The 20,725-nt window shown below is 72.8% G+C and carries 17 protein-coding genes; 6 read left to right on the top strand and 11 right to left on the bottom strand.

Annotation, left to right across the window (positions count from 1 at the left end; all coding sequences use genetic code 11):
• Positions 1-121: 121 nt before the first annotated feature.
• Positions 122-1,093 carry a YafY family protein gene (locus AB0E77_RS06375; protein WP_361566329.1) on the bottom strand — a complete coding sequence of 324 codons (972 nt, stop codon included), beginning with the start codon at positions 1,091-1,093 and terminating at the stop codon, positions 122-124.
• 61 nt (positions 1,094-1,154) lie between these two features.
• On the opposite strand from AB0E77_RS06375, the gene AB0E77_RS06380 reads away from it, so the two are divergent.
• The 4 genes from AB0E77_RS06380 (at position 1,155) to AB0E77_RS06395 (ending at position 6,773) form a co-directional block, all read left to right on the top strand.
• Positions 1,155-2,687: an MFS transporter gene (locus AB0E77_RS06380; protein ID WP_361566332.1), complete on the top strand. Its 1,533-nt coding sequence runs from the start codon at positions 1,155-1,157 to the stop codon at positions 2,685-2,687.
• Between the two features lie 198 nt (positions 2,688-2,885).
• Positions 2,886-3,647 (top strand): DeoR/GlpR family DNA-binding transcription regulator, encoded by a 762-nt coding sequence (locus AB0E77_RS06385; protein WP_361566334.1) that lies wholly within the window; start codon positions 2,886-2,888, stop codon positions 3,645-3,647.
• Positions 3,644-4,591 carry a 1-phosphofructokinase gene (gene pfkB, locus AB0E77_RS06390; RefSeq protein ID WP_361566337.1) on the top strand — a complete coding sequence of 316 codons (948 nt, stop codon included), beginning with the start codon at positions 3,644-3,646 and terminating at the stop codon, positions 4,589-4,591. The genes AB0E77_RS06385 and pfkB overlap by 4 nt, the downstream gene beginning before the upstream one ends.
• A gap of 109 nt (positions 4,592-4,700) precedes the next feature.
• A complete protein-coding gene (locus AB0E77_RS06395; RefSeq protein ID WP_361566340.1) occupies positions 4,701-6,773 on the top strand; it encodes a fructose-specific PTS transporter subunit EIIC in 2,073 nt (690 codons plus the stop codon).
• A 77-nt stretch (positions 6,774-6,850) separates the two neighbouring features.
• On the opposite strand, the gene AB0E77_RS06400 is transcribed toward AB0E77_RS06395, so the two are convergent.
• The 4 genes from AB0E77_RS06400 to AB0E77_RS06415 form a co-directional block, all read right to left on the bottom strand.
• Positions 6,851-7,597, bottom strand: coding sequence for a DUF6227 family protein (locus tag AB0E77_RS06400; RefSeq protein WP_361566343.1), 747 nt, complete (start codon positions 7,595-7,597; stop codon positions 6,851-6,853).
• Positions 7,598-7,785: 188 nt separating this feature from the next.
• Complete coding sequence (locus tag AB0E77_RS06405) at positions 7,786-9,015, bottom strand: Ig-like domain-containing protein (protein ID WP_361566345.1); 1,230 nt, start codon at positions 9,013-9,015, stop codon at positions 7,786-7,788.
• 231 nt (positions 9,016-9,246) lie between these two features.
• Positions 9,247-10,290: a P1 family peptidase gene (locus tag AB0E77_RS06410; protein ID WP_361566348.1), complete on the bottom strand. Its 1,044-nt coding sequence runs from the start codon at positions 10,288-10,290 to the stop codon at positions 9,247-9,249.
• Positions 10,291-10,318: 28 nt separating this feature from the next.
• Entirely contained in the window at positions 10,319-11,551 is a 1,233-nt protein-coding gene (locus AB0E77_RS06415; protein ID WP_361566351.1) for a low temperature requirement protein A, read from the bottom strand.
• A 191-nt stretch (positions 11,552-11,742) separates the two neighbouring features.
• Between AB0E77_RS06415 and AB0E77_RS06420 the strand changes: the two genes are divergently transcribed.
• Entirely contained in the window at positions 11,743-11,919 is a 177-nt protein-coding gene (locus AB0E77_RS06420) for a hypothetical protein (RefSeq protein ID WP_361566354.1), read from the top strand.
• A gap of 10 nt (positions 11,920-11,929) precedes the next feature.
• Here the strand turns inward: AB0E77_RS06420 and mscL are convergent, their stop codons facing one another.
• The 6 genes from mscL to AB0E77_RS06450 all read right to left on the bottom strand — a co-directional run bounded on the left by mscL (position 11,930) and on the right by AB0E77_RS06450 (position 17,700).
• Positions 11,930-12,400: a large conductance mechanosensitive channel protein MscL gene (gene mscL, locus AB0E77_RS06425; RefSeq protein WP_361566357.1), complete on the bottom strand. Its 471-nt coding sequence runs from the start codon at positions 12,398-12,400 to the stop codon at positions 11,930-11,932.
• 111 nt (positions 12,401-12,511) lie between these two features.
• Positions 12,512-13,021: an RcpC/CpaB family pilus assembly protein gene (locus AB0E77_RS06430; protein ID WP_361566684.1), complete on the bottom strand. Its 510-nt coding sequence runs from the start codon at positions 13,019-13,021 to the stop codon at positions 12,512-12,514.
• 240 nt (positions 13,022-13,261) lie between these two features.
• Positions 13,262-14,104 carry an S-methyl-5'-thioadenosine phosphorylase gene (locus tag AB0E77_RS06435; protein ID WP_361566359.1) on the bottom strand — a complete coding sequence of 281 codons (843 nt, stop codon included), beginning with the start codon at positions 14,102-14,104 and terminating at the stop codon, positions 13,262-13,264.
• Positions 14,105-14,187: 83 nt separating this feature from the next.
• A complete protein-coding gene (locus tag AB0E77_RS06440) occupies positions 14,188-14,508 on the bottom strand; it encodes an FmdB family zinc ribbon protein (protein WP_361566361.1) in 321 nt (106 codons plus the stop codon).
• Positions 14,509-14,575: 67 nt separating this feature from the next.
• Positions 14,576-15,889 (bottom strand): MFS transporter, encoded by a 1,314-nt coding sequence (locus tag AB0E77_RS06445; protein WP_361566364.1) that lies wholly within the window; start codon positions 15,887-15,889, stop codon positions 14,576-14,578.
• Positions 15,890-16,134: 245 nt separating this feature from the next.
• Positions 16,135-17,700 (bottom strand): potassium/proton antiporter, encoded by a 1,566-nt coding sequence (locus AB0E77_RS06450; protein WP_361566367.1) that lies wholly within the window; start codon positions 17,698-17,700, stop codon positions 16,135-16,137.
• A gap of 187 nt (positions 17,701-17,887) precedes the next feature.
• Here AB0E77_RS06450 and AB0E77_RS06455 point away from each other — a divergent pair, with 187 nt between their 5' ends.
• Complete coding sequence (locus AB0E77_RS06455) at positions 17,888-20,695, top strand: penicillin acylase family protein (protein ID WP_361566370.1); 2,808 nt, start codon at positions 17,888-17,890, stop codon at positions 20,693-20,695.
• Positions 20,696-20,725: the final 30 nt, after the last annotated feature.

The raw sequence follows: 20,725 nt of genomic DNA on the forward strand, positions 1-20,725 counted from the left end.
CAGGCACTGGGGGAGGCACGATTGCCCGCGGATCACGCGGTGGCGTGTCAGGGGTTCGGGGTGCGCGGATCACGCGGTGGCGTGTCAGGGGTTCGAGGTGCGCGGATCACGCGGTGGCGTGTCAGGGGTTCGGGGTTGCTCGGGTCAGGCGGGCGGCCAGGGTCTGTACGGTCGTCACCAGCTCCGCGGGTTCCTCCACCCGGAAGTCCACGCCGAGCGTCGCCAGGCGCAGTGCCGTCCACTCCGCCGGGCCCGAGACCGTGGCCCGCAGGACGCACGACGTCCCGCCGCCCAGCGGCTCCGGCGCGCCCAGCCAGCCCGGCAGCCGTGCGGCGACCTCCTCCGCCGGCGCGGCGAAGACGACGACGATCTCGTACGAGTCGCCGCGGCGCTGCATGGACCGGCGCAGGTACTCCGCCGCGTCCCCCGTCGGCAGCTCCCGCGGGGCGAACCGCGCGCCCGTGGCGAACGGCTCGCTCACCCGGTCGACCCGGAAGGTCCGCCAGTCGTCGCGGTCGAGGTCGTAGGCGACCAGGTACCAGCGCCGCCCCGTCGAGACCAGCCGGTACGGCTCCGTCACGCGCCGCGACTCGGTGCCGTCGGCGGCGCGGTAGGCGAACCGCAGCCGCTCCCGCCCGGCGACCGTGGAGGCCATGACGGTCAGCGTCTCGGGCGCGATGCTCGGCCCGTCCCCGCTGGTCAGCGGCGTCGTCGCGGCCTGGAGGGTGGCGACGCGGTGCCGCAGCCGGGCCGGCAGCACCTGCTCCAGCTTGGCCAGCGCCCGCACCGACGCCTCGTCGACGCCCTCGACGGCGTGCCCCGCCCCGGCGCGCAGCCCGACCGCGATCGCCACCGCCTCCTCGTCGTCCAGCACGAGCGGCGGCATCGCCTTGCCGGCGACCAGCCGGTACCCGCCGTCGGAGCCCATGGTGGCCTGCACCGGATAGCCCAGTTCGCGCAGCCGGTCGATGTCGCGCCGGACCGTGCGGCGGGAGACCCCGAGTCGGTCGGCGAGCTCGCCGCCGGGCCACTCACGGGGTGTCTGGAGGAGGGAGAGGAGCGTCAGGAGCCGTGCCGGAGTGTCCGTCGTCATGGCCCGAGGATGCCGGAAATATAGGACGCGCTCTGACCTACTGGGGCCATAGCTTGCTCCCATGACCTTCTCGCACACCCCGGACACCCCTCAGGAGCAGCCCGCCGCGGGCGGCGACCGCCGGCGCTGGTTCGCCCTCGCGATCGTGATGACGGCGGCGTTCATGGACCTCGTCGACGTCACGATCGTCAACATCGCGATCCCGTCGATCCAGCGGAACGAGGGCGCCACCTTCAGCCAGATCCAGTGGATCACCGCCGGATACGCCCTGGCCTTCGCCGCCGGCCTGATCACCGGCGGGCGGCTCGGCGACATCCACGGCCGCAAGCGGCTGTTCCTCGTGGGCATCGCCGGCTTCACGCTGGCGTCCGCGCTGTGCGGCTTCGCGGCCAACCCCGAGATGCTGGTCGCCTCCCGCATCCTCCAGGGCGCCATGGCCGCGCTGATGGTGCCGCAGGTGCTGTCGATCGTGCACGCGACCTTCCCGGCGCACGAACGCGGCAAGGTGTTCGGCCTGTTCGGCGCGATCGTCGGCCTCGGGGCCGTCTCCGGGCCGCTGCTCGGCGCGCTGCTCACCGAGTGGAACCTCTTCGGGCTGGAGTGGCGGCCCATCTTCCTCATCAACCTGCCGGTCGGCATCGCCGGCCTGATCCTCGGCAGCCGCTTCATCACCGAGTCCAAGGCACCGCGCGCCCTCAAGCTGGACCTGGTCGGCGTCGCCCTGGTCACCCTCGGCCTGCTGATGCTGATCTACCCGCTGACCCGGGGCGAGGACCTGGGCTGGCCGCTGTGGGGGTACGTGTCGATGGGCGGCGCGTTCGTCGTCCTCGCGGTGCTGGTGGCGTACGAGCGGCGCAAGAGCGCGCGGGACGGGTCCCCGCTGGTCGAGCTGTCGCTGTTCAAGGTGAAGAGCTTCGCGGCGGGCATCGCCGTGCAGACCGTCTTCGGGGTCGGACTCGGCATCTTCTTCCTGGTGTGGACCCTCTACATGCAGGTGGGCCTGGGCTGGTCGGCGTTGCGGTCGGGTCTGACGGGCGTGCCGTTCTCGATCGCGGTCTCGACGGCCGCGGGCCTGTCGGTGCAGAAGCTGGTGCCGCGCTTCGGGCGCAAGGTGCTCCAGGCGGGCGCGCTGGTGATGGCGGCCGGAGTGCTCGTCTACATCTGGGAGGCCGGTCGGTACGGCTCCGGCATCACGTCCTGGCAGATGGCGTTGCCGCTCGTCGTCATGGGGCTCGGCATGGGCCTGATCGTCGCCCCGCTCACCGACGCGGTGCTGTCCCAGGTGCCGCGCGAGCACGCCGGCGCCGCGTCCGGGCTGATCAACACCGTGCAGCAGATGGGCAACGCGCTCGGCCTCGGCCTGGTGTCGGTGGCCTTCTTCGGCACGATGGACGACCACCTGACCAGGGCCGCCCTCGGCCCCGCCTATGCGGACGCCTTCCAGAACGCGCTGATCTGGGTGGCCGCGGTGATGGGCGTCATCTTCCTGCTGATGTTCGCCCTGCCCAAGCGCCCGGCCCAGCACGTGGAGGGCGCCGAGGGGCCGAAGGACGCCGCGGAGGGGGAGACGGCGCAGAAGGCCGCGCTGGTCTGACGGCGGGGACGGACACGCGGGCGGGCCCGGCACGGTGGCGTGCCGGGCCCGCCCGCGTCTCGTCCTCCACACCCCCGACTATGCCCGTACGTGCCCGGTTGTGTCTGATCGTTTCCGGTAGCCCGTTTACATTCCGGAAAACCGGGCGTAGCCTCCGGTGAAACCACACGTTCGGGCACAAGGTGGAGGTGAACAGGCATGTACGCACCGGAGCGGCAGCAGGAGATCCTCCGGCTCGCCCGGGACGGCGGCCGGGTGGACGTCGTGTCGTTGGCCGACGAGTTCCAGGTGACGGCGGAGACGATCCGCCGCGACCTGAAGGCCCTCGACCGCGCCGGGCTGCTCCGCCGGGTGCACGGCGGCGCCATCCCCGCCGGGCGCCTCGACTTCGAGCCCGATCTCGCCGAGCGCGAGTCCACGGCGGCCGGCGAGAAGGAGCGCATCGCCAAGGCGGCCCTCGCGGAACTGCCCGCCGAGGGCACGGTCGTCCTCGACGCCGGTTCGACGGTGGCCGGCCTGGCCGCCGCCTTCCCGCCCGAGGCCCGGCTCACCGTCGTCACCCACAGCCTGCCCATCGCCGCCCGCCTCGCCGACCACCCCGGCATCCAGCTCCACCTGGTCGGCGGGCGGGTGCGGCACCGTACGCGTGCCGCCGTGGACGCCTGGGCGCTGCGCGCGTACGGCGAGATCCGCGCCGACGTGGCCGTGGTGGCGGCCAACGGCTTCTCCGCCGAGCACGGTCTGACCACCCCCGACCTCGCCGAGGCCGCGGTCAAGCGGGCCGCCGTCGCCGCGGCGCGGCGCGTGGTGCTGCTCGCCGACTCCTCCAAGCACGGTCAGGAGCACTTCGCCCGCTTCGGCGCCCTGAGCGACGTGGACCTGCTGATCACCGACAGCGGGCTGAGCCCCGACGACGCCGCCGCCATCGAGCGCGACGGCACGGAAGTAGTACGCGCATGATCCTCACCGTCACTCCCAACCCGTCGCTCGACCGCACCTACGAGGTGCCCTCCCTGGACCGCGGAGAGGTCGTCCGCGCCACCGGCGAGCGGGTCGACCCCGGCGGCAAGGGCGTGAACGTCTCGCGTGCGGTCACGGCGGCCGGGCGGCGCACCGTCGCCGTACTGCCCCTCGGCGGCGCGCCCGGCGCGCTCGTCGCCGACCTGCTCGACGCCCAGGGCATCGAGGTCGCACCGGTGCCCGTCGCCGGGGCCACCCGCTCCAACATCGCGCTCGCCGAGGCCGACGGCGTCCTGACGAAGATCAACGCACCGGGCCCCGAACTGTCGGCGGCCGAACGGGAACTGCTCCTGGAGACCGTAAGGCGCCAGTCCCGCGACGCCGACTGGATCGCCTGCTGCGGCAGCCTGCCCCGCGGGCTCGCGCCGTCCTGGTACGCCGCCCTGGTCGCCCGCGCGCACGCCGCCGGCGTCCGCATCGCCCTCGACACCTCCGGGCCCGCCCTGCGCGAGGCGCTGCGCGAGCGGCCCGACGTGGTCAAGCCCAACGCCGAGGAGCTCGCCGAGGTCGTCGGGCGCCCCCTGGCCACCGTCGGCGACGCCCTGAAGGCCGCCGAGGAGCTACGGGAGCTGGGCGCGCGTGCCGTGCTCGCCAGCCTGGGCGCCGACGGGCAGCTCCTCGTGGACGACGCGGGCGCCTGGTTCGGCAGCGCCCGCGTGGACGCCGTACGCAGCAACGTCGGCGCCGGTGACTCCTCACTCGCCGGATTCCTCATCGCCGGCGGCGCCGGACCGCAGGCCCTCGCCTCCGCCGTCGCCCACGGCGCCGCGGCCGTCCGGCTCCCCGGCAGCGTCATGCCGACCCCGGCCGACCTGGACCCGGCCGCGGTGTCCGTCTCCGACCGGGTGCCGGCGGACCGCGCGCTGACGGAGCCGGTGTCATGACCGGCCGGCCCCACCCACGGCCTCTCCCCGGGCCTCCCCGCAGTACCCCCGTCCCCACCCACGCCCACCACACCGTGTTCCGGGCGATACGCGAGCGAAGGAGCCCGCGATGAGCGACATGATCACCGCGGACCTGGTCGACCTCGACCTGTCCGCCGACACCAAGGAAGCGGCGGCGCGCGCCCTCGCCGAGCGCATGGCGGCCCAGGGCCGGGTGACCGACCTGGAGCGCTTCCTCGCCGACGTGGCCGCCCGCGAGGCACAGATGCCGACCGGCCTCGACGGCGGCATCGGCATCCCGCACTGCCGCAGCGAGCACGTCACCGAGCCGACCCTCGCCTTCGGCCGCAGCGCGCTCGGTGTCGACTTCGGCGCGGCGGACGGCCCGGCCGACCTGATCTTCCTGATCGCCGCTCCGGCGGGCGCCGACGACGCCCACCTGACGATCCTCTCCGCCCTGGCCCGGCAGCTGATGAACGCCGAGTTCACGGCCGCGCTGCGCGCGGTGGGCGACGCTGCGGGCGCCGCGGCGCTGATCCGCGGGGAGGAACCGGCCGCGGCCGACGGCCACGAGGACTCCGTGGCGGACTCGGCGGCGGCCTCCGCCGAGCCCGCCACGGGCAGCACCGGCGAGGAGCCCGCCGAGGGATCCGGCGGGGAGTCCGGCGGACCCGCGCGGCCCTTCCGGATCGTCGCCGTCACCTCCTGCCCCACCGGTATCGCACACACCTACATGGCGGCCGAGTCGCTGGAGAACGCGGGCCGCGAGGCGGGCGTCGAGATCGCCGTCGAGACCCAGGGCTCGGCGGGATTCACCCGGCTCGACCCGGCGGTGATCGAGGCGGCGGACGGCGTGATCTTCGCCCATGACGTGCCCGTGCGCGACAAGGACCGCTTCGCCGGGAAGGCCACCGTCGACACCGGCGTCAAGGCGGCCGTCAACCGCCCCGGCGAGCTGATCGCCGAGGTCCGCGGGAAGGCGGCCCGCGGCGAGGTCACCGCCGCGGCCACGGGCGCGACGCCCGTCGAGCGCGGCGGCGAACCCGGCGAGGGCTACGGCACCAAGCTGCGCAAGTGGCTCATGTCCGGCGTCAGTTACATGGTCCCGTTCGTCGCGGCGGGCGGTCTGCTGATCGCCCTCGGCTTCGCGATCGGCGGCTACGAGATCAACAAGGCGCCGTCGGTGACGGACCACTTCGTGTGGACGCAGGCCGACAGCTGGGCGGCGCTGCTGTTCCAGATCGGCGGCGTGGCCTTCGCCTTCCTCGTCCCGGTCCTGGCCGGCTACATCGCCTACGGCATGGCCGACCGGCCCGGCCTCGTCCCCGGCTTCGTCGGCGGCTCGATCGCCCTGACCGTCAACGCGGGCTTCCTCGGCGGTCTGGCGGCCGGTCTGATCTCCGGCGCCGTGGTGCTGGCGATCCAGCGGGTGCGGATCCCGGCGGCGCTGCGCGGCATCATGCCGGTGGTGGTGATCCCGCTGATCTCCTCGGCGGTGGTCGGCTTCCTGATGTTCGTGGTGATCGGCAAGCCCATCGCGTCCGCGCAGAAGGCGATGACCGACTGGCTGAGCGGACTGTCCGGCGCCAACGCCGTCCTGCTGGGCGCGCTGCTCGGCCTGATGATGTGCTTCGACCTCGGCGGCCCGGTCAACAAGGTCGCCTACGCCTTCGCCACCGCCGGTATCGCGGTCAGCGACCCCAGCGACTCGGCGATGAAGATCATGGCGGCGGTCATGGCGGCCGGCATGGTCCCGCCGCTGGCGATGGCCCTGGCCACGGCCGTGCGCGGCCGGCTGTTCAACGCCGCCGAGCGCGAGAACGGCAAGGCCGCCTGGGTGCTGGGCGCCTCCTTCATCTCCGAGGGCGCGATCCCGTTCGCCGCGGCCGACCCGCTGCGGGTCATCCCCGCGTCGATGGCGGGCGGCGCGCTCACCGGAGCCCTGTCGATGGCCTTCGGTGCGACGCTGCGCGCCCCGCACGGCGGCATCTTCGTGGTCCCGCTGATCGGCAACCCGCTGCTCTACCTGGTCGCCGTCGCGGCCGGTGTCTGCGTCACCGCGGCCCTGGTGATCGTCCTCAAGGGCCTGCGCAAGCAGGCGCCCGCGGCGGCGGCACCGGGAGCGGGCGACACGGACCCGTCGGCCTCGACGACCGGCACGAAGCAGCCGGTGGCGGCCTGAGGCGGCGCGGCCCGTCGGCCGGGCCGGCTCCGACGCGGGCCCGGCCCGGCGCCGTAGGTCCGGCCCGTGACGGCGGCTCAGGACAGCTGCGCCGCGCGCCGCTCCATGGCCCGGCGGGCCGCGTCCTCGCTGACGTACACCTCGCACATGTGCCGCCCGTCGGGCGTGGCCGTGTGCTCGACCTCCCACAGGGAGACCTCGGCACCGTCACGCAGCAGGAAGGCGTGTTCGTAGAGCGCGAAGCCGACCGCGCCACGACCCGTGCGGCCGGGGCCGCCGAAGGCCTGCGTGATCTGGTGGGCGGACGCCGTGGCCAGCAGGGCGGCGGTGTCCGCGCCGGGCCGGTCCGCGTTCTCCGCGCGGCGCAGCAGCCGGCGCGCGTGGTCCGCGGAGCCGCCCTGGACATAGGCGTGCCGCGGGGTCGGGACCGGCGACAGCTGCACCGGCACCGGCAGTTCGAACTCGGGGGTGTCCGGCGGCAGCGCCAGCCGGGCGGTCGCGGCGCGCAGCTCCTCCTCGTCGACGTACACCTCGTGCTGCGCCTCGCCGCCCGGGACGGTGTTGTGGACGAGCTCCCAGAGGGTGAGCGCCGAACCGTCGGCGAGCAGCCACGTGTGGCGGTACGTCTCGCGGTGCAGCCCGGCGCTGTGGTGCGCGGAGTGCAGCGAACCGTCGTGCGCCAGCGCGCAGTCCAGCCGCCGTATCGTCTCGTCGGGCAGCTCGAACGAGTTCAGGGCGCGGCCGAGCAGTCGCATGAGGTGCTCCTCCGGAGACTCGGACGACTCGGCTGGTTCGTACGCTGCCGTCTCGTACGGAACGCTCAAGGTTTCTCCCGGCGTTGCTGCATGTCACCTGGTGGGTGCATACCGTAGCCCCTCGGTCGGACATCATGTTTGGGAACCGGGAAAACGTACGCACGAAAAACGCGCCGGACGCGCGAGAAGTTCCCGCGCGATCCGGCGGACCGTCAAAAAAGCTGCTCAGCGGGGTGGTCGGCCGCTGCCGGCCGGGATCAGACGGCGCTGCCCGCGGCCCACTCGCTCCAGCCCATGTTCCAGCCGTTGAGGCCGTTGTCGGGCGCGATCGTGTCGTCCGGGGAGTTCTTGACGACGACGAGGTCCCCGACGAGCGAGTTGTCGTAGAACCACTTGCTCGGGGTGTCGCCCCGGCCGCCCTGCACGTCCCGCAGCCCCACGCAGCCGTGGCTGGTGCCCTGGCGGCCGAAGGGCGGATTGCCGGGCAGGTACCAGTAGTTGCCGTGGATGAAGGTGCCGCTGCTGCTCAGCCGCATCGCGTGCGGCACGTCCGGGATGTCGTACTCCCCGCCGAAGCCGACCGTCGAACCGTCCATGTGCGTCTGGAGGGATTTCTCGGAGATCACCATCTGCCCGTTGTACGTCGGGTTCTCCGCGCTGCCCGCCGAGATCGGGATCGACTTGACCGTCTCGCCGTCCCGCACGACCGTCATGGTCTGCGTGTTCACGTCGACCGTGGAGACCTGCGAGCGGCCCACGGTGAAGGTGACGGTCTTCTTCTGCACGCCGAAGACGCCGTTCGCGCCCTCCACCCCGTCCAGGTCGATCTTCATCGTGACCTCGGAACCGGCCTTCCAGTACTCCTTCGGCCGGAAGTCGAGGCGCTGCGCGCCGAACCAGTGCCCGACCACCTCCTGCCCGCTGCTGGAGGTGACCGTGATGTGCGACTGCACGGCCTTCTTGTCGCCGATCTCCTTGTCGAAGGTGAACGACACCGGCATGCCCACCCCCACCGTGGTGCCGCCGTCCGGGGTGTAGGTACCGATGAAGCTGTTGTCCGAGGAGACGGTCGTGAACGTCGAGTCGGCGGCGGCCGGCAGGCCCTTCGCGTCCTTCGCGGTCGCGCTGATCCGGTACTTGGTGCCGCGCTCCAACTGCTCCTTCGGCTTCCAGCTCCTGCCGTCGGCGGACACCGAGCCCGGTACGGCCGCGCCCGTCCCCGCCACCGTCATCCGCACCTCGGTCAGCTTGCCGTCGCTGACCTTCACGCCGGTCGCGTTGATCGACGCGCCGGTCGAACCGTCCTTCGCGGAGATCACGACCTTCGCCACGGAGGTCTTCACCGAACCGGTGCCGTCCTTGCCGTCGCCGCCGCTCTTGTCGTCGGCGCTGGCGCTGCCGCCGCAGGCGGTGAGGGTCAGGGCGCCGACCACGAGGGCGGCACAGGCCACCAGTGCACGACGCGCTGATATGTCCTGCGTTGTCACGGGCTGCTCCAGGTTCAGGTGATGTGCGTGGCCGCTTCAGCCCTGAAGAGCGGACCGGCGGCCGAGGGGGTTCCCACCGCCCGCCGGAAAGGCCGATCGGTGACAGAACCGCGACAATCGCCCCTCACCGCCCGCCACTTGCGCCCGCCGGCACCCCACGTCACCACGGCACCCGCCTCGCTACGGCGCCCGCCTCGCTACGGCGCCCTCCGCGCCACGACACTCGCCTCGCTAGGGCGCCCCGGTCGCGTCCCCGTACAACTCGCCGTACGAGGGCCACGTCCCGCCCGGCCCGTCCACCGGCCCCGCGGCGCGTACCGCGCGCACGATCGCCCGGGTCACCGTGTCCGCGCCCGCCGCCAGCACCTCGTTCAGCGCGAGCGGCCGCGTCGCGTCGAGCGGGCGCTCGCCGGTGGCGAGGGCGAACACCGTGTCCCCGTCGTTGAGCAGATGCACCGGACGCACGGCGCGGGCGATGCCGTCGTGCGCGGTTCCGGCCAGCTTCTGCGCCTGCGCCCTGGACAGCGCGGCGTCCGTGGCGACCACGGCGAGCGTGGTGTTGAGCGGCGGCGGTGCGTTCCGCGCCGCGGCCTCGGCGACGCGTCGCCGCGCCGCCTCGTGCACCTCCGCCGCCGGATACTCCACACGCCGCCCCTGGAACAACTCCCCGTACAGCACCCCCGTCCCCGGATCCGCCGCCGACCCCGCCGCGTTGGCCACCACCAGCGCGGCCACCGTGATCCCCGACTCCAGCACGGTGCTCGCGGTGCCGACCCCGCCCTTCAGGAGCCCCACCACGGCTCCCGTGCCGGCCCCGACGCCTCCCTCGGCCACCCGCGCACCCGGTGCGCTCGCGGCCGCCGCCTCGACGGCGGCGCGTCCGGTGGCCGCGTCCGGCCTGGCCCGGAAGTCGCCGCCGCGCCCCAGGTCGAAGACACAGGCGGCGGGCACCACCGGCACGACGTGCGCCGGGCCGGGCCCGACGCGCACCCCGCGGCCCTGCTCCTCCAGCCAGGCCATCACCCCGGACGCCGCGTCGAGCCCGTAGGCGCTGCCGCCGGTCAGCACCAGCGCGTCGACCCGCTGCACCACATTGCGCGGGTCGAGCGCGTCGGTCTCCTTGGTGCCGGGACCGCCGCCGCGCACGTCCACGGCGGCCACCGCCCCGCCCTCCGGCGCCAGCACCACCGTCGTGCCCGTGAGCCACCCGTCGCCGATGCGCGTCGCGTGCCCCACCCGCACCCCGGCCACGTCCGTCAATGCGTCAACTGTCATGCCCCCAGTGTCGGCCGACGGCGCGCTCTCAGGCGGCCGGCGCCGTCGGTCCCCGGTGCGCGGCTCCCGAGCGGGCCGTCAGCGTCACCCCGGTCGCCACCGCCAGCGCCAGGACGATGCCCGCCGCGAGCACCGCCATGTCCCCGAGGAACGTGCAGCCGATCACCATCAGCGCGGCGGTCGGCAGGACCGCCTGCTGCGCGATGCCCACCTTGAAGTGGCGCGCGTGCAGCACCCAGACCGTGAGCAGGTACATCGCCGTCGGCAGGGTCACCGCGGCCGACGCCGCGAGGGCCGAGATGTGCGCCTTGCCGACCGTCTGCTCCACGGCCACCTCGAGCCCCGCCCCGATCGCCGCCGCAGACGCGAAGACCAGGTAGTGGCCGTACCCCCAGACGAACGCCTGCCTGCTGGACCGCAGATGCCCGTGGACGGGCACCACGAAGTAGATCCACCAGGCGGCGAAGACGATCAGCAGGCCGCCCACCGCGATCGGCAGCAGCTCGCCCAGCGCGTCGTTCTCGTCGATGCCCGACTTCACCGCGACCGTGGCGGCGGCGATGGTCTCGCCGAGCACGATGATCGTGAACAGCCCGTACCGCTCGGAGATGTGGTGCGGATGCCAGGACGACCGGTGGTTCCGCTCCGCGAGCGTCGGCACGCACAGCTCCAGCAGCGCCATCACCAGGAACAGCCACGCCCGGCCGGCGTCCGGCACGAACAGCAGCCCCACCCAGCCGATCTGGCAGAGCAGCACGCCACCGGCGTACCTCAGGGTCATCGCGCGCTCCGCCGGCCCGGCGTGGCGGGCCGCCCGCAGCCACTGCGCCGACATGGCGATCCGCATGATCACGTAGCCGATCACGATGACCAGGAAGTCGTGGTCCTCGAAGGCCGAGGAGACCCCGGCGGCCAGGACCAGGACCCCGGCGATCTGCACCAGGGTGACGATCCGGTACAGCACGTCGTCGTTGTCGTACGCCGAGGCGAACCAGGTGAAGTTCATCCACGCCCACCAGATGGCGAAGAAGACCATCGCGTAGTACAGGATCCCCTCGCCGGCATGACCCTCGGCGACGGAGTGCACCAGCTGGACGCCCGCCTGGGCCACGGCCACGACGAAGCACAGGTCGAAGAAGAGCTCCAGCGGCGAGGCGACGCGATGGGACTCGTGCGGGGGCCGGGCCGTGAGCCTGCGCAGCGGCCGGCGGCCGGCGGCCGGGGAGGACGGCTCGGGCGGGGGAACGGGACTGGACGTCATGGCTCCCAGCACAGCAGAGACGGGGCGGAATCGCCCGCGCGGGGCCGGAAGACGGGGCGGACGTGCCGGCGCCGGGGCTGTGCCCCGGGGCCGGAGCCTGCCTGCCGGGGCGGTGCGACGGGCCGGAACGACCCCGAGGGGCGGTGCGACGGGCCGGAGTGGTCCCGCGGGGCGGGCCGTACCCTGGAGCCATGAGTACCGGCCCCGAATCCGAGCCCCGCGCGCCGAAGCCCGCGCTGGTCTTCGACGACCCGCTCGACCAGCAGTCCTCGGACGACACCGACCGGGGATGGGGCGAGCGGCCCGAGGCCGACGGCGCGGCCGACCTCAAGCGCTTCCTCGACGAGAAGCCGCCCCACCACCTGTGAGCAGCAGCCCCTAGGTGCGGTCGTGGCCCGAGCCGCGCTGTGCGACCAGCGCGTCGCGGATCTCCTTGAGCACCTCCAGCTCGGACACCTCGACGACCTCCTGCGTGCCCTCGCGCGCCTTGCGGCGGGCCTCCTGGCGGGCCAGGTACTTCGACATGGGCAGGACCATCAGGAAGTAGACGACGGCCGCCGTGATCACGAACGTGAGGGTGGCGCCGAGCACCGAACCCCACAGGATCCGCACGCCGGTCGCGCTGTCGCCGGTGCCCTCGCACGGGCCCTTGAGGCAGGAACTGTAGCTGTCCAGGTTCTGCGTGCCGAAGGCCCCGACCAGCGGGTTGATGATGCCCTTCACCACCGAGTTGACGATGTTGGTGAAGGCGGCGCCGATGACCACCGCAACCGCCAGGTCGACGACGTTCCCGCGCATCAGGAAGGCCTTGAAGCCCTGCCAGACGCCGGGATCCTTCTTCGCGCTCACCTCGGGGGTACTCCTCACATGACCAGGTTGTGGAACAAAACGCTCCGCAACCTACGCCGAGACCCCGCGGTGCTGTCCAGTCCGGTACCACCAACGAGGGACTTGACAGGCTCAGCACAGTGTCACCGCCAACCGCGCCCGGGCACTCGCGCCGACCAGCCGGTGCGCTGTGGCGGGCGGCACGGAGAGCACGACCAGCGCCCCGGCCTCGGACACCCCGGCCTCAGGAACCGCGTCCCCCCGCGCCCCGGCGTCCGGTTCCGGCACCTGCACGACCCGCGCCGCCCGCGCGATCACCGACACCCCGCCGCCCGCGCCCTCCTCGGACGCGACCACGTCGACCCGGTCGCCCGGCGTCAGCAGCCGCACCGTCGCGGCGTCGGCGATCCGCACGGGCGCCGCCACCCGCCGCGCGGCCGGCCGCTCGCGCGCCCCGTCGGACACCGGGTGCCCGCGGGCCCGGCCCCCGTCCTGCGCACCCGTGCCCGGAGAGGGGCCCGCCGCCACCAGCGCCGCCGCGGTGACCGCGAGCCCGGCGGCCACCGCACGCCGGCGGTGCCGCACCAGCCGGTGCAGCCGGTGACGTCCGCCGCGCACCCGCACGGGCGGGAAGTGCGGCACCTCGCCGGTGGGCGGGGCGTCGGCGCCGAGCGGCTGCGGGAAGGGAACGGCGGAACGGGACACGGTGACCACCACCTGTGACGAGGGATCGGCTTGCGCACCCACGATGAGGCCTCGCGCCGTTCCCCGCCGCAGCCTGTGGACCACCACGGGAGCTGTGGAGAACTCCCTCACCCGAACCGGACGTTCCGGATGTTCCGCAGGCCGTCGGGGCGGCGTCGGTTCAGGGTCGGGGCGGGTTCAGGGCAGCGTGATCCCCGGGTCCATCCCGCCCAGAGCCTGCCCGCACGGGCAGTCCCGCTCCCCGGACGCCGGCAGTGCCGCCACCGCGTCGAACAGCACCCCCCGCAGCCGGTCCACGTTGGCCGCGAACACCCGCAGCACCTCCTCGTGCGAGACGCCGTCGCCGTTCTCGGCCCCGGCGTCGAGGTCGGTGACGAGGGTCAGGGAGGTGTAGCAGAGCTCCAGCTCACGGGCGAGCGCCGCCTCCGGGTGACCGGTCATGCCGACCACCGACCAGCCCTGCGCCCGGTGCCACAGCGACTCCGCGCGGGTCCCGAAACGCGGCCCCTCGACCACGACCAGGGTGCCGCCGTCCACCGGCTCCCAGTCCCGGCCCCGCGCCGCCTCCAGCGCCGCCGCCCGCCCGGCGGGGCAGTACGGATCGGCCAGCGACACGTGCACCACCGTGGGCACCGTGCCGTCGGGCAGCGGCATCCCGTCGAAGTACGTCGACGGGCGGGCGTGCGTCCGGTCCACGAACTGGTCCGGCACCAGCAGCGTGCCCGGCCCGTACTCGGGGCGCAGCCCGCCCACCGCGCACGGACCGAGTACCTGGCGCACACCGACCGAGCGCAGCGCCCACAGGTTGGCCCGGTAGTTGATCCGGTGCGGCGGCAGATGGTGGCCGCGTCCGTGCCGGGGGAGGAAGGCGACCCGCCGGCCGGCGACCTCGCCGAGGAACAGGGAGTCGCTGGGCGGCCCGTACGGGGTGTCCACCCGGACCTCGGTCACGTCGTCGAGGAACGAGTAGAAACCGGAGCCGCCGATCACGCCGATCTCGGCCTTCACCTTGTTCGCCATGACCCGCACCCTAGCCGTCGCCCCTTTCCGGGCAACGCCGAGGACCCTGCCCTCGTGCGACGGCAGGGTCCCGGTGCAAAGCGTTACGCGGCGGTGGTGCTCGACGAGGAGCTGCCGGTGCTCGCCGACGAGCTCGAGGCCGACGACGAACCGGAGTCCGAGGAGGACGACGAGGACGACGTCGAGGCGGGCTTCGAGGACGACGCCGGCGAGCTGCTGGACGAGCTGCCGCGGCTGTCGTTGCGGTAGAAGCCGGAGCCCTTGAAGACGATGCCGACCGCGGAGAAGACCTTCTTCAGGCGCCCCTTGCAGTTCGGGCACTCGGTCAGGGCGTCGTCGGTGAACTTCTGCACCGCCTCGAGGCCCTCGCCGCACTCGGTGCACTGGTACTGGTACGTCGGCACTGTCTTCCTCCTGGCACTCTCACTCGATGAGTGCTAACGACGATCCATAGTGACGTATTCCCGGGGTTCAGTCCACTGTCGCGGGCGTGCGGTGACCGACGCCACGTGCGACCGTCCGTCCGCGGACCGGTGTCGCCAGCCGCGAGCGCAGGGCCACGAGCACCGCCAGGGCGAGCACCGTGCCGCCCATCGGGACCAGGAACCCGGCGCCGTCCCAGAAGCGGTCCTCCAGCTGTCCGGCGACCGTGACGGCCGCCGCCTGGCCGAGCGCCACGGCGCCGGTCAGCCAGGTGAAGGCCTCGGTGCGGGCCCCCGCCGGGACCAGGTCCTCGACCAGCGTGTAGCCGGTGACCAGCGCGGGAGCGATGCACATGCCGACGAGCAGGCCGAGGCCGGCCAGCACGAGCACCGAGTGCGCGGCCCACAGGCCGGACGCGGTCAGCGCGAGGGCGGTGTAGCCGACCAGGAGGCGCCGCTGCGGTGCCGCCTTCCAGGCGATGGCGCCGCACGCCAGGCCGGAGAGCATGTTGCCCGCGGCGAAGACGCCGTACAGGACGCCGTTCATGCCGGGCTCGCCGATCGACTCGGTGAACGCGGCCAGCGAGACCTGCATGCCGCCGAAGACCGACCCGATGCCCAGGAAGATCACGGCCAGCACGCGCACGCCGGGCACGCGCAGCGCCGGGACGTGCTCCACGCGCGCGTGGCTGCCGCCGCCGTCGCCGCCGACCCGCGGCTGGGTGCCCTTCTGCGCGGCGAACAGCAGACCGCCCACCAGGGTCAGCGCGGACTCGGTGACCAGGCCGGTTGCCGGGCCGACGCCCGTGCACAGGGCGGTCGCCAGCAGCGGCCCGAGGACGAAGGTCAGCTCGTCGGTGACCGACTCGAAGGCGGCCGCCGTGCTCATCAGCGGGGAGCCGCCGAGCTTCACGCCCCAGCGGGCGCGCACCATGGGCCCGATCTGCGGCACCGAGGCACCGGTGGGCACGGCCGCCGCGAACAGCGCCCACAGGGGGGCGTCGGAGAGTGCGAGGACGGTCAGCGCGAGGCCGGACGCGGCGTGCACGAGCACACCGGGCAGCAGCACGGCGCGCTGTCCGAAACGGTCGGCGAGCCGGCCGCTGTAGGGGGCGAACAGGGCCATGGAGACGCCGGTGACGGCGGCGGCGGCGCCCGCGACGCCGTAGGAGCCGGTGGTGTGCTGCACCAGCAGCACGATGGAGATCGTCAGCATGGCGAACGGCTGGCGGGCCGCGAAGCCGGGAAGCAGGAACGTCCAGGCGCCGCGGGTGCGCAGCAGTTGTCCGTATCCGGGGCGGGAGGGCGTGGTGTGCAGCGTCTCCTCCGGCGACTTCTTCGACGGGGTGACCGTGGATGCCACGGCCGTGCCTTTCTGCCGCCTGGTAGCGCCGGTCCCGCCTCGCGGCTGATGGCCGTGCGGAAGCGCCGAGAGCTGTCCTCTTGCGCGGACTGCGGTAGATACCGGAGCCCGGGTCACGGGACGTTCCGGCCGCCATACGGTCGCGCCAGCTCTGCATCAGGCAGAGTTGGTTCGATCAGGTGCCGCCTTCATCGTACAGGGGCCGAGCGGGCCGGGACCTGTGAAAGAGGGCACCCGGCCCCCGCTCACCCGCGCTTCGTACCGGTGTCCGTGCCGAGCCAGCCGGCGAGCTTGCCGCCGTGGCCGACCGCGCGCAGCCGGGCCTCGGCCGCGTCCCGGACGGGGTCGGTGGCGACGACGAGGAGTTCGTCCCCGCGCCGCAGCCCGGTCGTCGGCAGCGGCACGAAGGACGTGCCGTCCCGCACGACCAGCGTGACGGCGGAGCCGGCCGGCAGCCGCAGTTCGCTGATCTCGACGCCGTGCATCTTCGAGCCCTCGGGGATGGTGACGGACAGCAGGTGACCGCGCAGCCGCTCCAGGGGCGCCGACTCGATGCCGAGGTCGGCGGCCTCGTCGCCCTTGCCCAGGTGCAGCTTGCGGGCCAGCCAGGGCAGGGTCGGGCCCTGGATCAGGGTGTAGACGACGACCAGGACGAAGACGATGTTGAAGATCCGGCGGCTGCCCTCGACGCCCTCCACCATGGGGATCGTCGCGAGGATGATGGGCACGGCGCCGCGCAGCCCTGCCCAGGACATCAGCGCCTGCTCCTGCCAGGGCACCCGGAAGGGCAGCTGGCACAGCACGACGCTCAGCGGCCGGGCCACCATGGTCAGCACCAGTCCGATGATCAGGGCGGGGACGACGTCGTCGCCGAGTTCGTGCGGGGTGACCAGCAGGCCGAGCAGCACGAACATGCCGATCTGGGCGATCCAGCCGAGCCCGTCGGCGAAACCCCGGGTGGCGGGCCAGTGCGGCAGCCGGGCGTTGCCCATCACCATCGAGGCCAGGTAGACGGCGAGGAAGCCGCTGCCGTGCGCCATGGCGCCGGTCGCGTAGGCGGCGACGGCGATGGCCATGACGGCGATCGGGTAGAGGCCGGAGGCGGGCAGCGCCACGTGCCGCAGTCCCCAGGCGCCCAGCCAGCCCACCGCGAGGCCGATGGCGGCGCCGATGGCGAGTTCCAGGGCGATCTCGCCGAGGAGGATGTACCAGTGCTCGATCGGCCCGGCCGTGGAGAAGGCGACGACGAGGATGACCACCGGGGCGTCGTTGAAGCCCGACTCGGCCTCCAGCGTGCCCGTTATGCGCGAGGGCAGGGGGATCCTGCGCAGCACCGAGAAGACCGCCGCCGCGTCCGTGGAGGACACCACCGCTCCGACGATCAGCGCCTGCCGCCACTCCAGCCCGGTCAGGTAGTGCGCGCCCGCGGCGGTCACCCCGACGCTCACCGCGACGCCGGCCAGCGCCAGCGCGGAGGCGGACGGCAGGACCGGCTTGATCTCCTTCCACTTCGTGCCCAGACCGCCCTCGGCCAGGATCACGACCAGCGCCGCGTACCCGATGACCTGGACCAGTTCGGCGCTGTCGAACTGGATGTGGCCGATGCCGTCCTGGCCCATGGCGATGCCGATGGCCAGGTAGACGAGCAGGCTGGGGAGCCCGCTGCGCGAGGAGATCCGGACCGCCGCGACGGCGATCAGCAGGACGAGCGAGCAGACGAGCAGGAGCTGGTTGAGGTGGTGGACGGTCAGCGGCCTTCCCTTCCCTGGCGCACGTACATGGCACACGAAGCCGCGGGAGTCCGCAGCCAACTACTTCGTTACCTTACCTAACTCTTGACGATTTCTTGACGCGGGCCTTGGCAGGATCGAACGCCCGTGCGCGCCGGTACCCGACTCCGCGTCAAGGGGCGGTGGGCCCTGCGCCTACAGTTGCTCCAGCGTTCAGTACAAAGCACAGCCCGCCCCTGCCGCTCGTGTTAGGACAGCAAGGACAGCGATGCCCCCCACCAACACCGCCTCTTCGGGTCAGCAGCCCGGCAAGTCCGGCAGGAAGAAGGGGCGCAAAGCACGCCTTCTCGTCCTCGTGCTGGTGCTGGCCGTCATCGGCGGCCTCGCCTACGGGGCGTACTGGTCCATCAGCACCGTCCGTGCCTCCTTCCCGCAGACGAAGGGCTCCCTCACGCTGGAGGGCCTGTCGGGCCCCGTCGACGTCAAGCGCGACGGCTACGGCATCCCGCAGATCTACGCGTCCTCCGAGGAGGACCTGTTCATGGCGCAGGGCTACGTCCAGGCGCAGGACCGGTTCTACGAGATGGACGTGCGCCGCCACATGACCTCCGGGCGCCTGTCGGAGATGTTCGGCAAGGGCCAGGTCGACAACGACGAGTTCCTGCGCACCCTGGGCTGGGACCGGGTGGCGAAGCAGGAGTACGACGAGAAGCTGTCGGACTCCACGAAGAAGTACCTCCAGGCCTACTCCAAGGGCGTCAACGCCTACCTGGACGGCAAGGACGGCGCGGACATCTCGCTGGAGTACGCGGCCCTCGGCTTCACCAACGACTACAAGCCGCAGGCCTGGACGCCGGTCGACTCCGTCGCCTGGCTGAAGGCGATGGCCTGGGACCTGCGCGGCAACATGCAGGACGAGGTCGACCGTGCCCTGATGACCAGCCGCCTGGGCCCCAAGCAGATCGCCGACCTGTACCCGGCGTACCCGTACAGCCGGAACAAGGCCATCGTCCAGGAGGGCCAGTACGACGAGCTCACCGAGACGTTCGAGGGCGGCGGCGACGGCTCCGCGGACGGCACCGGCACCGGCACCGGCACCGGCGCGGGGACCGGCACCGGCACCGGCACCGGCGCGGGGACCGGCACCGGCACCGGCACCGGCGCCGGCAGCGCCCTGGAGAGCCAACTCGCGGGCCTGCAGAACGTCCTGGACGACCTGCCCACCGCCGTCGGCGTCAACGGCAACGGCATCGGCTCCAACTCCTGGGTCGTCTCCGGCGACCACACCATCACCGGCAAGCCGCTGCTCGCCAACGACCCGCACCTGTCGCCCTCGCTGCCCTCCGTCTGGTACCAGATGGGCCTGCACTGCCGCACCGTCTCCGCCAAGTGCCAGTACGACGTCACCGGCTACACCTTCGCGGGCATGCCCGGCGTCGTCATCGGCCACAACCAGGACATCGCCTGGGGCCTGACCAACTCCGGCGTCGACGTCACCGACCTGTACCTGGAGAAGATCACCGGCGACGGCTACCAGTACGACGGCAAGGTCGTGCCCTTCGAGACCCGCGAGGAGACCATCAAGGTCGCCGGCGGTACGCCGAAGAAGATCGTCGTCCGCGAGACCGACAACGGGCCCCTCCTGTCCGACCGCGACGACGAGCTCGTGAAGGTCGGCAAGAAGGCCACCGTCGACGCCGCGGCACCCGACCGCGCCGACGGCTACGGCGTCTCCCTGCGCTGGACCGCGCTGGACGCGGGCACCACGATGGACGCCGTCTTCGCGATCGACCGGGCCAAGGACTGGGACTCCTTCCGCGAGGCCGCGGCCCTGTTCGACGTGCCCTCGCAGAACCTGGTCTACGCCGACACCGAGGGCCACATCGGCTACACGCTGCCGGGCCAGATCCCGATCCGCGCCCAGGGCCACGACGGCTCCGTCCCGGCGCCGGGCTGGAGCTCCAAGTACCGGTGGACCGGCAAGTACATCGACGACGACGAACTGCCCTACGAGTTCGACCCCGACCGCGGCTACATCGTCACCGCCAACCAGGCCGTGATCGACGAGGACAAGTACCCGTACACCCTCACCACGGACTGGGGCTACGGCACCCGCAGCCAGCGGATCACCGCCCTGATCGAGCAGAAGATCAAGGACGGCGGCAAGATCTCCACGGACGACATGCGGCAGATGCAGCTGGACAACAGCAGCGAGATCGCCAGGCTGCTCGTGCCCCAGCTGCTGAAGATCGACGTCGCCGACAAGGACGTGCGCGAGGCGCAGAAGCTGCTGGAGGGCTGGGACTACACCCAGGACGCCGACTCGGCCGCCGCCGCCTACTTCAACGCGGTCTGGCGCAACATCCTCAAGCTCGCCTTCGGCAACAAGCTGCCCAAGGAGCTGCGCGTCGAGGGCCAGTGCCTGTGGGTCGACCCGGTCAACAGCACCGGGCCCGCCGACGAGGTCGGCAAGGTCTACGAGTGCGGTCAGCGCGACGCCGATCAGGCGCAACCGGACGGCGGCGACCGCTGGTTCGAGGCGGTCCGCACGCTCATGGAGGACCCGAAGAGCGACTGGTGGACGACCCCCGCGAACGGCACCCGCAAGGGCGCCGACCACAACCGCGACGACCTGTTCAAGCGCGCCATGGTCGACGCCCGCTGGGAGCTGACCGCCAAGCTCGGCAAGGACATCGACACCTGGAACTGGGGCCGGCTGCACCGCCTGTTCCTGAAGAACCAGACCCTCGGCACCGAGGGCCCCGGCTTCGTGAAGTACGCCCTGAACCGCGGCCCGTGGAAGCTCAGCGGCGGCGAGGCGGCGGTCAACGCCACCGGCTGGAACGCGGCCGGCGGCTACGGAGTGGTGTGGGTGCCGTCCATGCGGATGGTGGTCAACCTCGGCGACCTCGACAAGTCCCGGTGGATCAACCTCACCGGCGCCTCCGGGCACGCCTACAGCGCCCACTACACCGACCAGACGGACAAGTGGGCCGACGGTGAGCTGCTGCCGTGGTCCTTCTCCGCGAAGGCGGTCGACGACAGCACGAGCGACACCCTGGTGCTCAAGCCGTAGGCCGCCGGCGGAACCCGAGGACGGCCTCCA

The sequence above is a fragment of the Streptomyces sp. NPDC032940 genome (assembly GCF_040636935.1).
Taxonomy (GTDB): Bacteria; Actinomycetota; Actinomycetes; order Streptomycetales; family Streptomycetaceae; genus Streptomyces.

What these genes read in the sequence shown, in the direction of transcription:
- AB0E77_RS06435 (WP_361566359.1), bottom strand. Translation starts at nt 14,104, where the DNA reads ATGGCGAACAAGGTGAAGGCCGAGATCGGCGTGATCGGCGGCTCCGGT.
- AB0E77_RS06395 (WP_361566340.1), top strand. Translation starts at nt 4,701, where the DNA reads ATGAGCGACATGATCACCGCGGACCTGGTCGACCTCGACCTGTCCGCC.
- pfkB (WP_361566337.1), top strand. Translation starts at nt 3,644, where the DNA reads ATGATCCTCACCGTCACTCCCAACCCGTCGCTCGACCGCACCTACGAG.
- AB0E77_RS06380 (WP_361566332.1), top strand. Translation starts at nt 1,155, where the DNA reads ATGACCTTCTCGCACACCCCGGACACCCCTCAGGAGCAGCCCGCCGCG.
- AB0E77_RS06410 (WP_361566348.1), bottom strand. Translation starts at nt 10,290, where the DNA reads ATGACAGTTGACGCATTGACGGACGTGGCCGGGGTGCGGGTGGGGCAC.
- AB0E77_RS06455 (WP_361566370.1), top strand. Translation starts at nt 17,888, where the DNA reads ATGCCCCCCACCAACACCGCCTCTTCGGGTCAGCAGCCCGGCAAGTCC.
- AB0E77_RS06420 (WP_361566354.1), top strand. Translation starts at nt 11,743, where the DNA reads ATGAGTACCGGCCCCGAATCCGAGCCCCGCGCGCCGAAGCCCGCGCTG.
- AB0E77_RS06375 (WP_361566329.1), bottom strand. Translation starts at nt 1,093, where the DNA reads ATGACGACGGACACTCCGGCACGGCTCCTGACGCTCCTCTCCCTCCTC.
- AB0E77_RS06385 (WP_361566334.1), top strand. Translation starts at nt 2,886, where the DNA reads ATGTACGCACCGGAGCGGCAGCAGGAGATCCTCCGGCTCGCCCGGGAC.
- AB0E77_RS06415 (WP_361566351.1), bottom strand. Translation starts at nt 11,551, where the DNA reads ATGACGTCCAGTCCCGTTCCCCCGCCCGAGCCGTCCTCCCCGGCCGCC.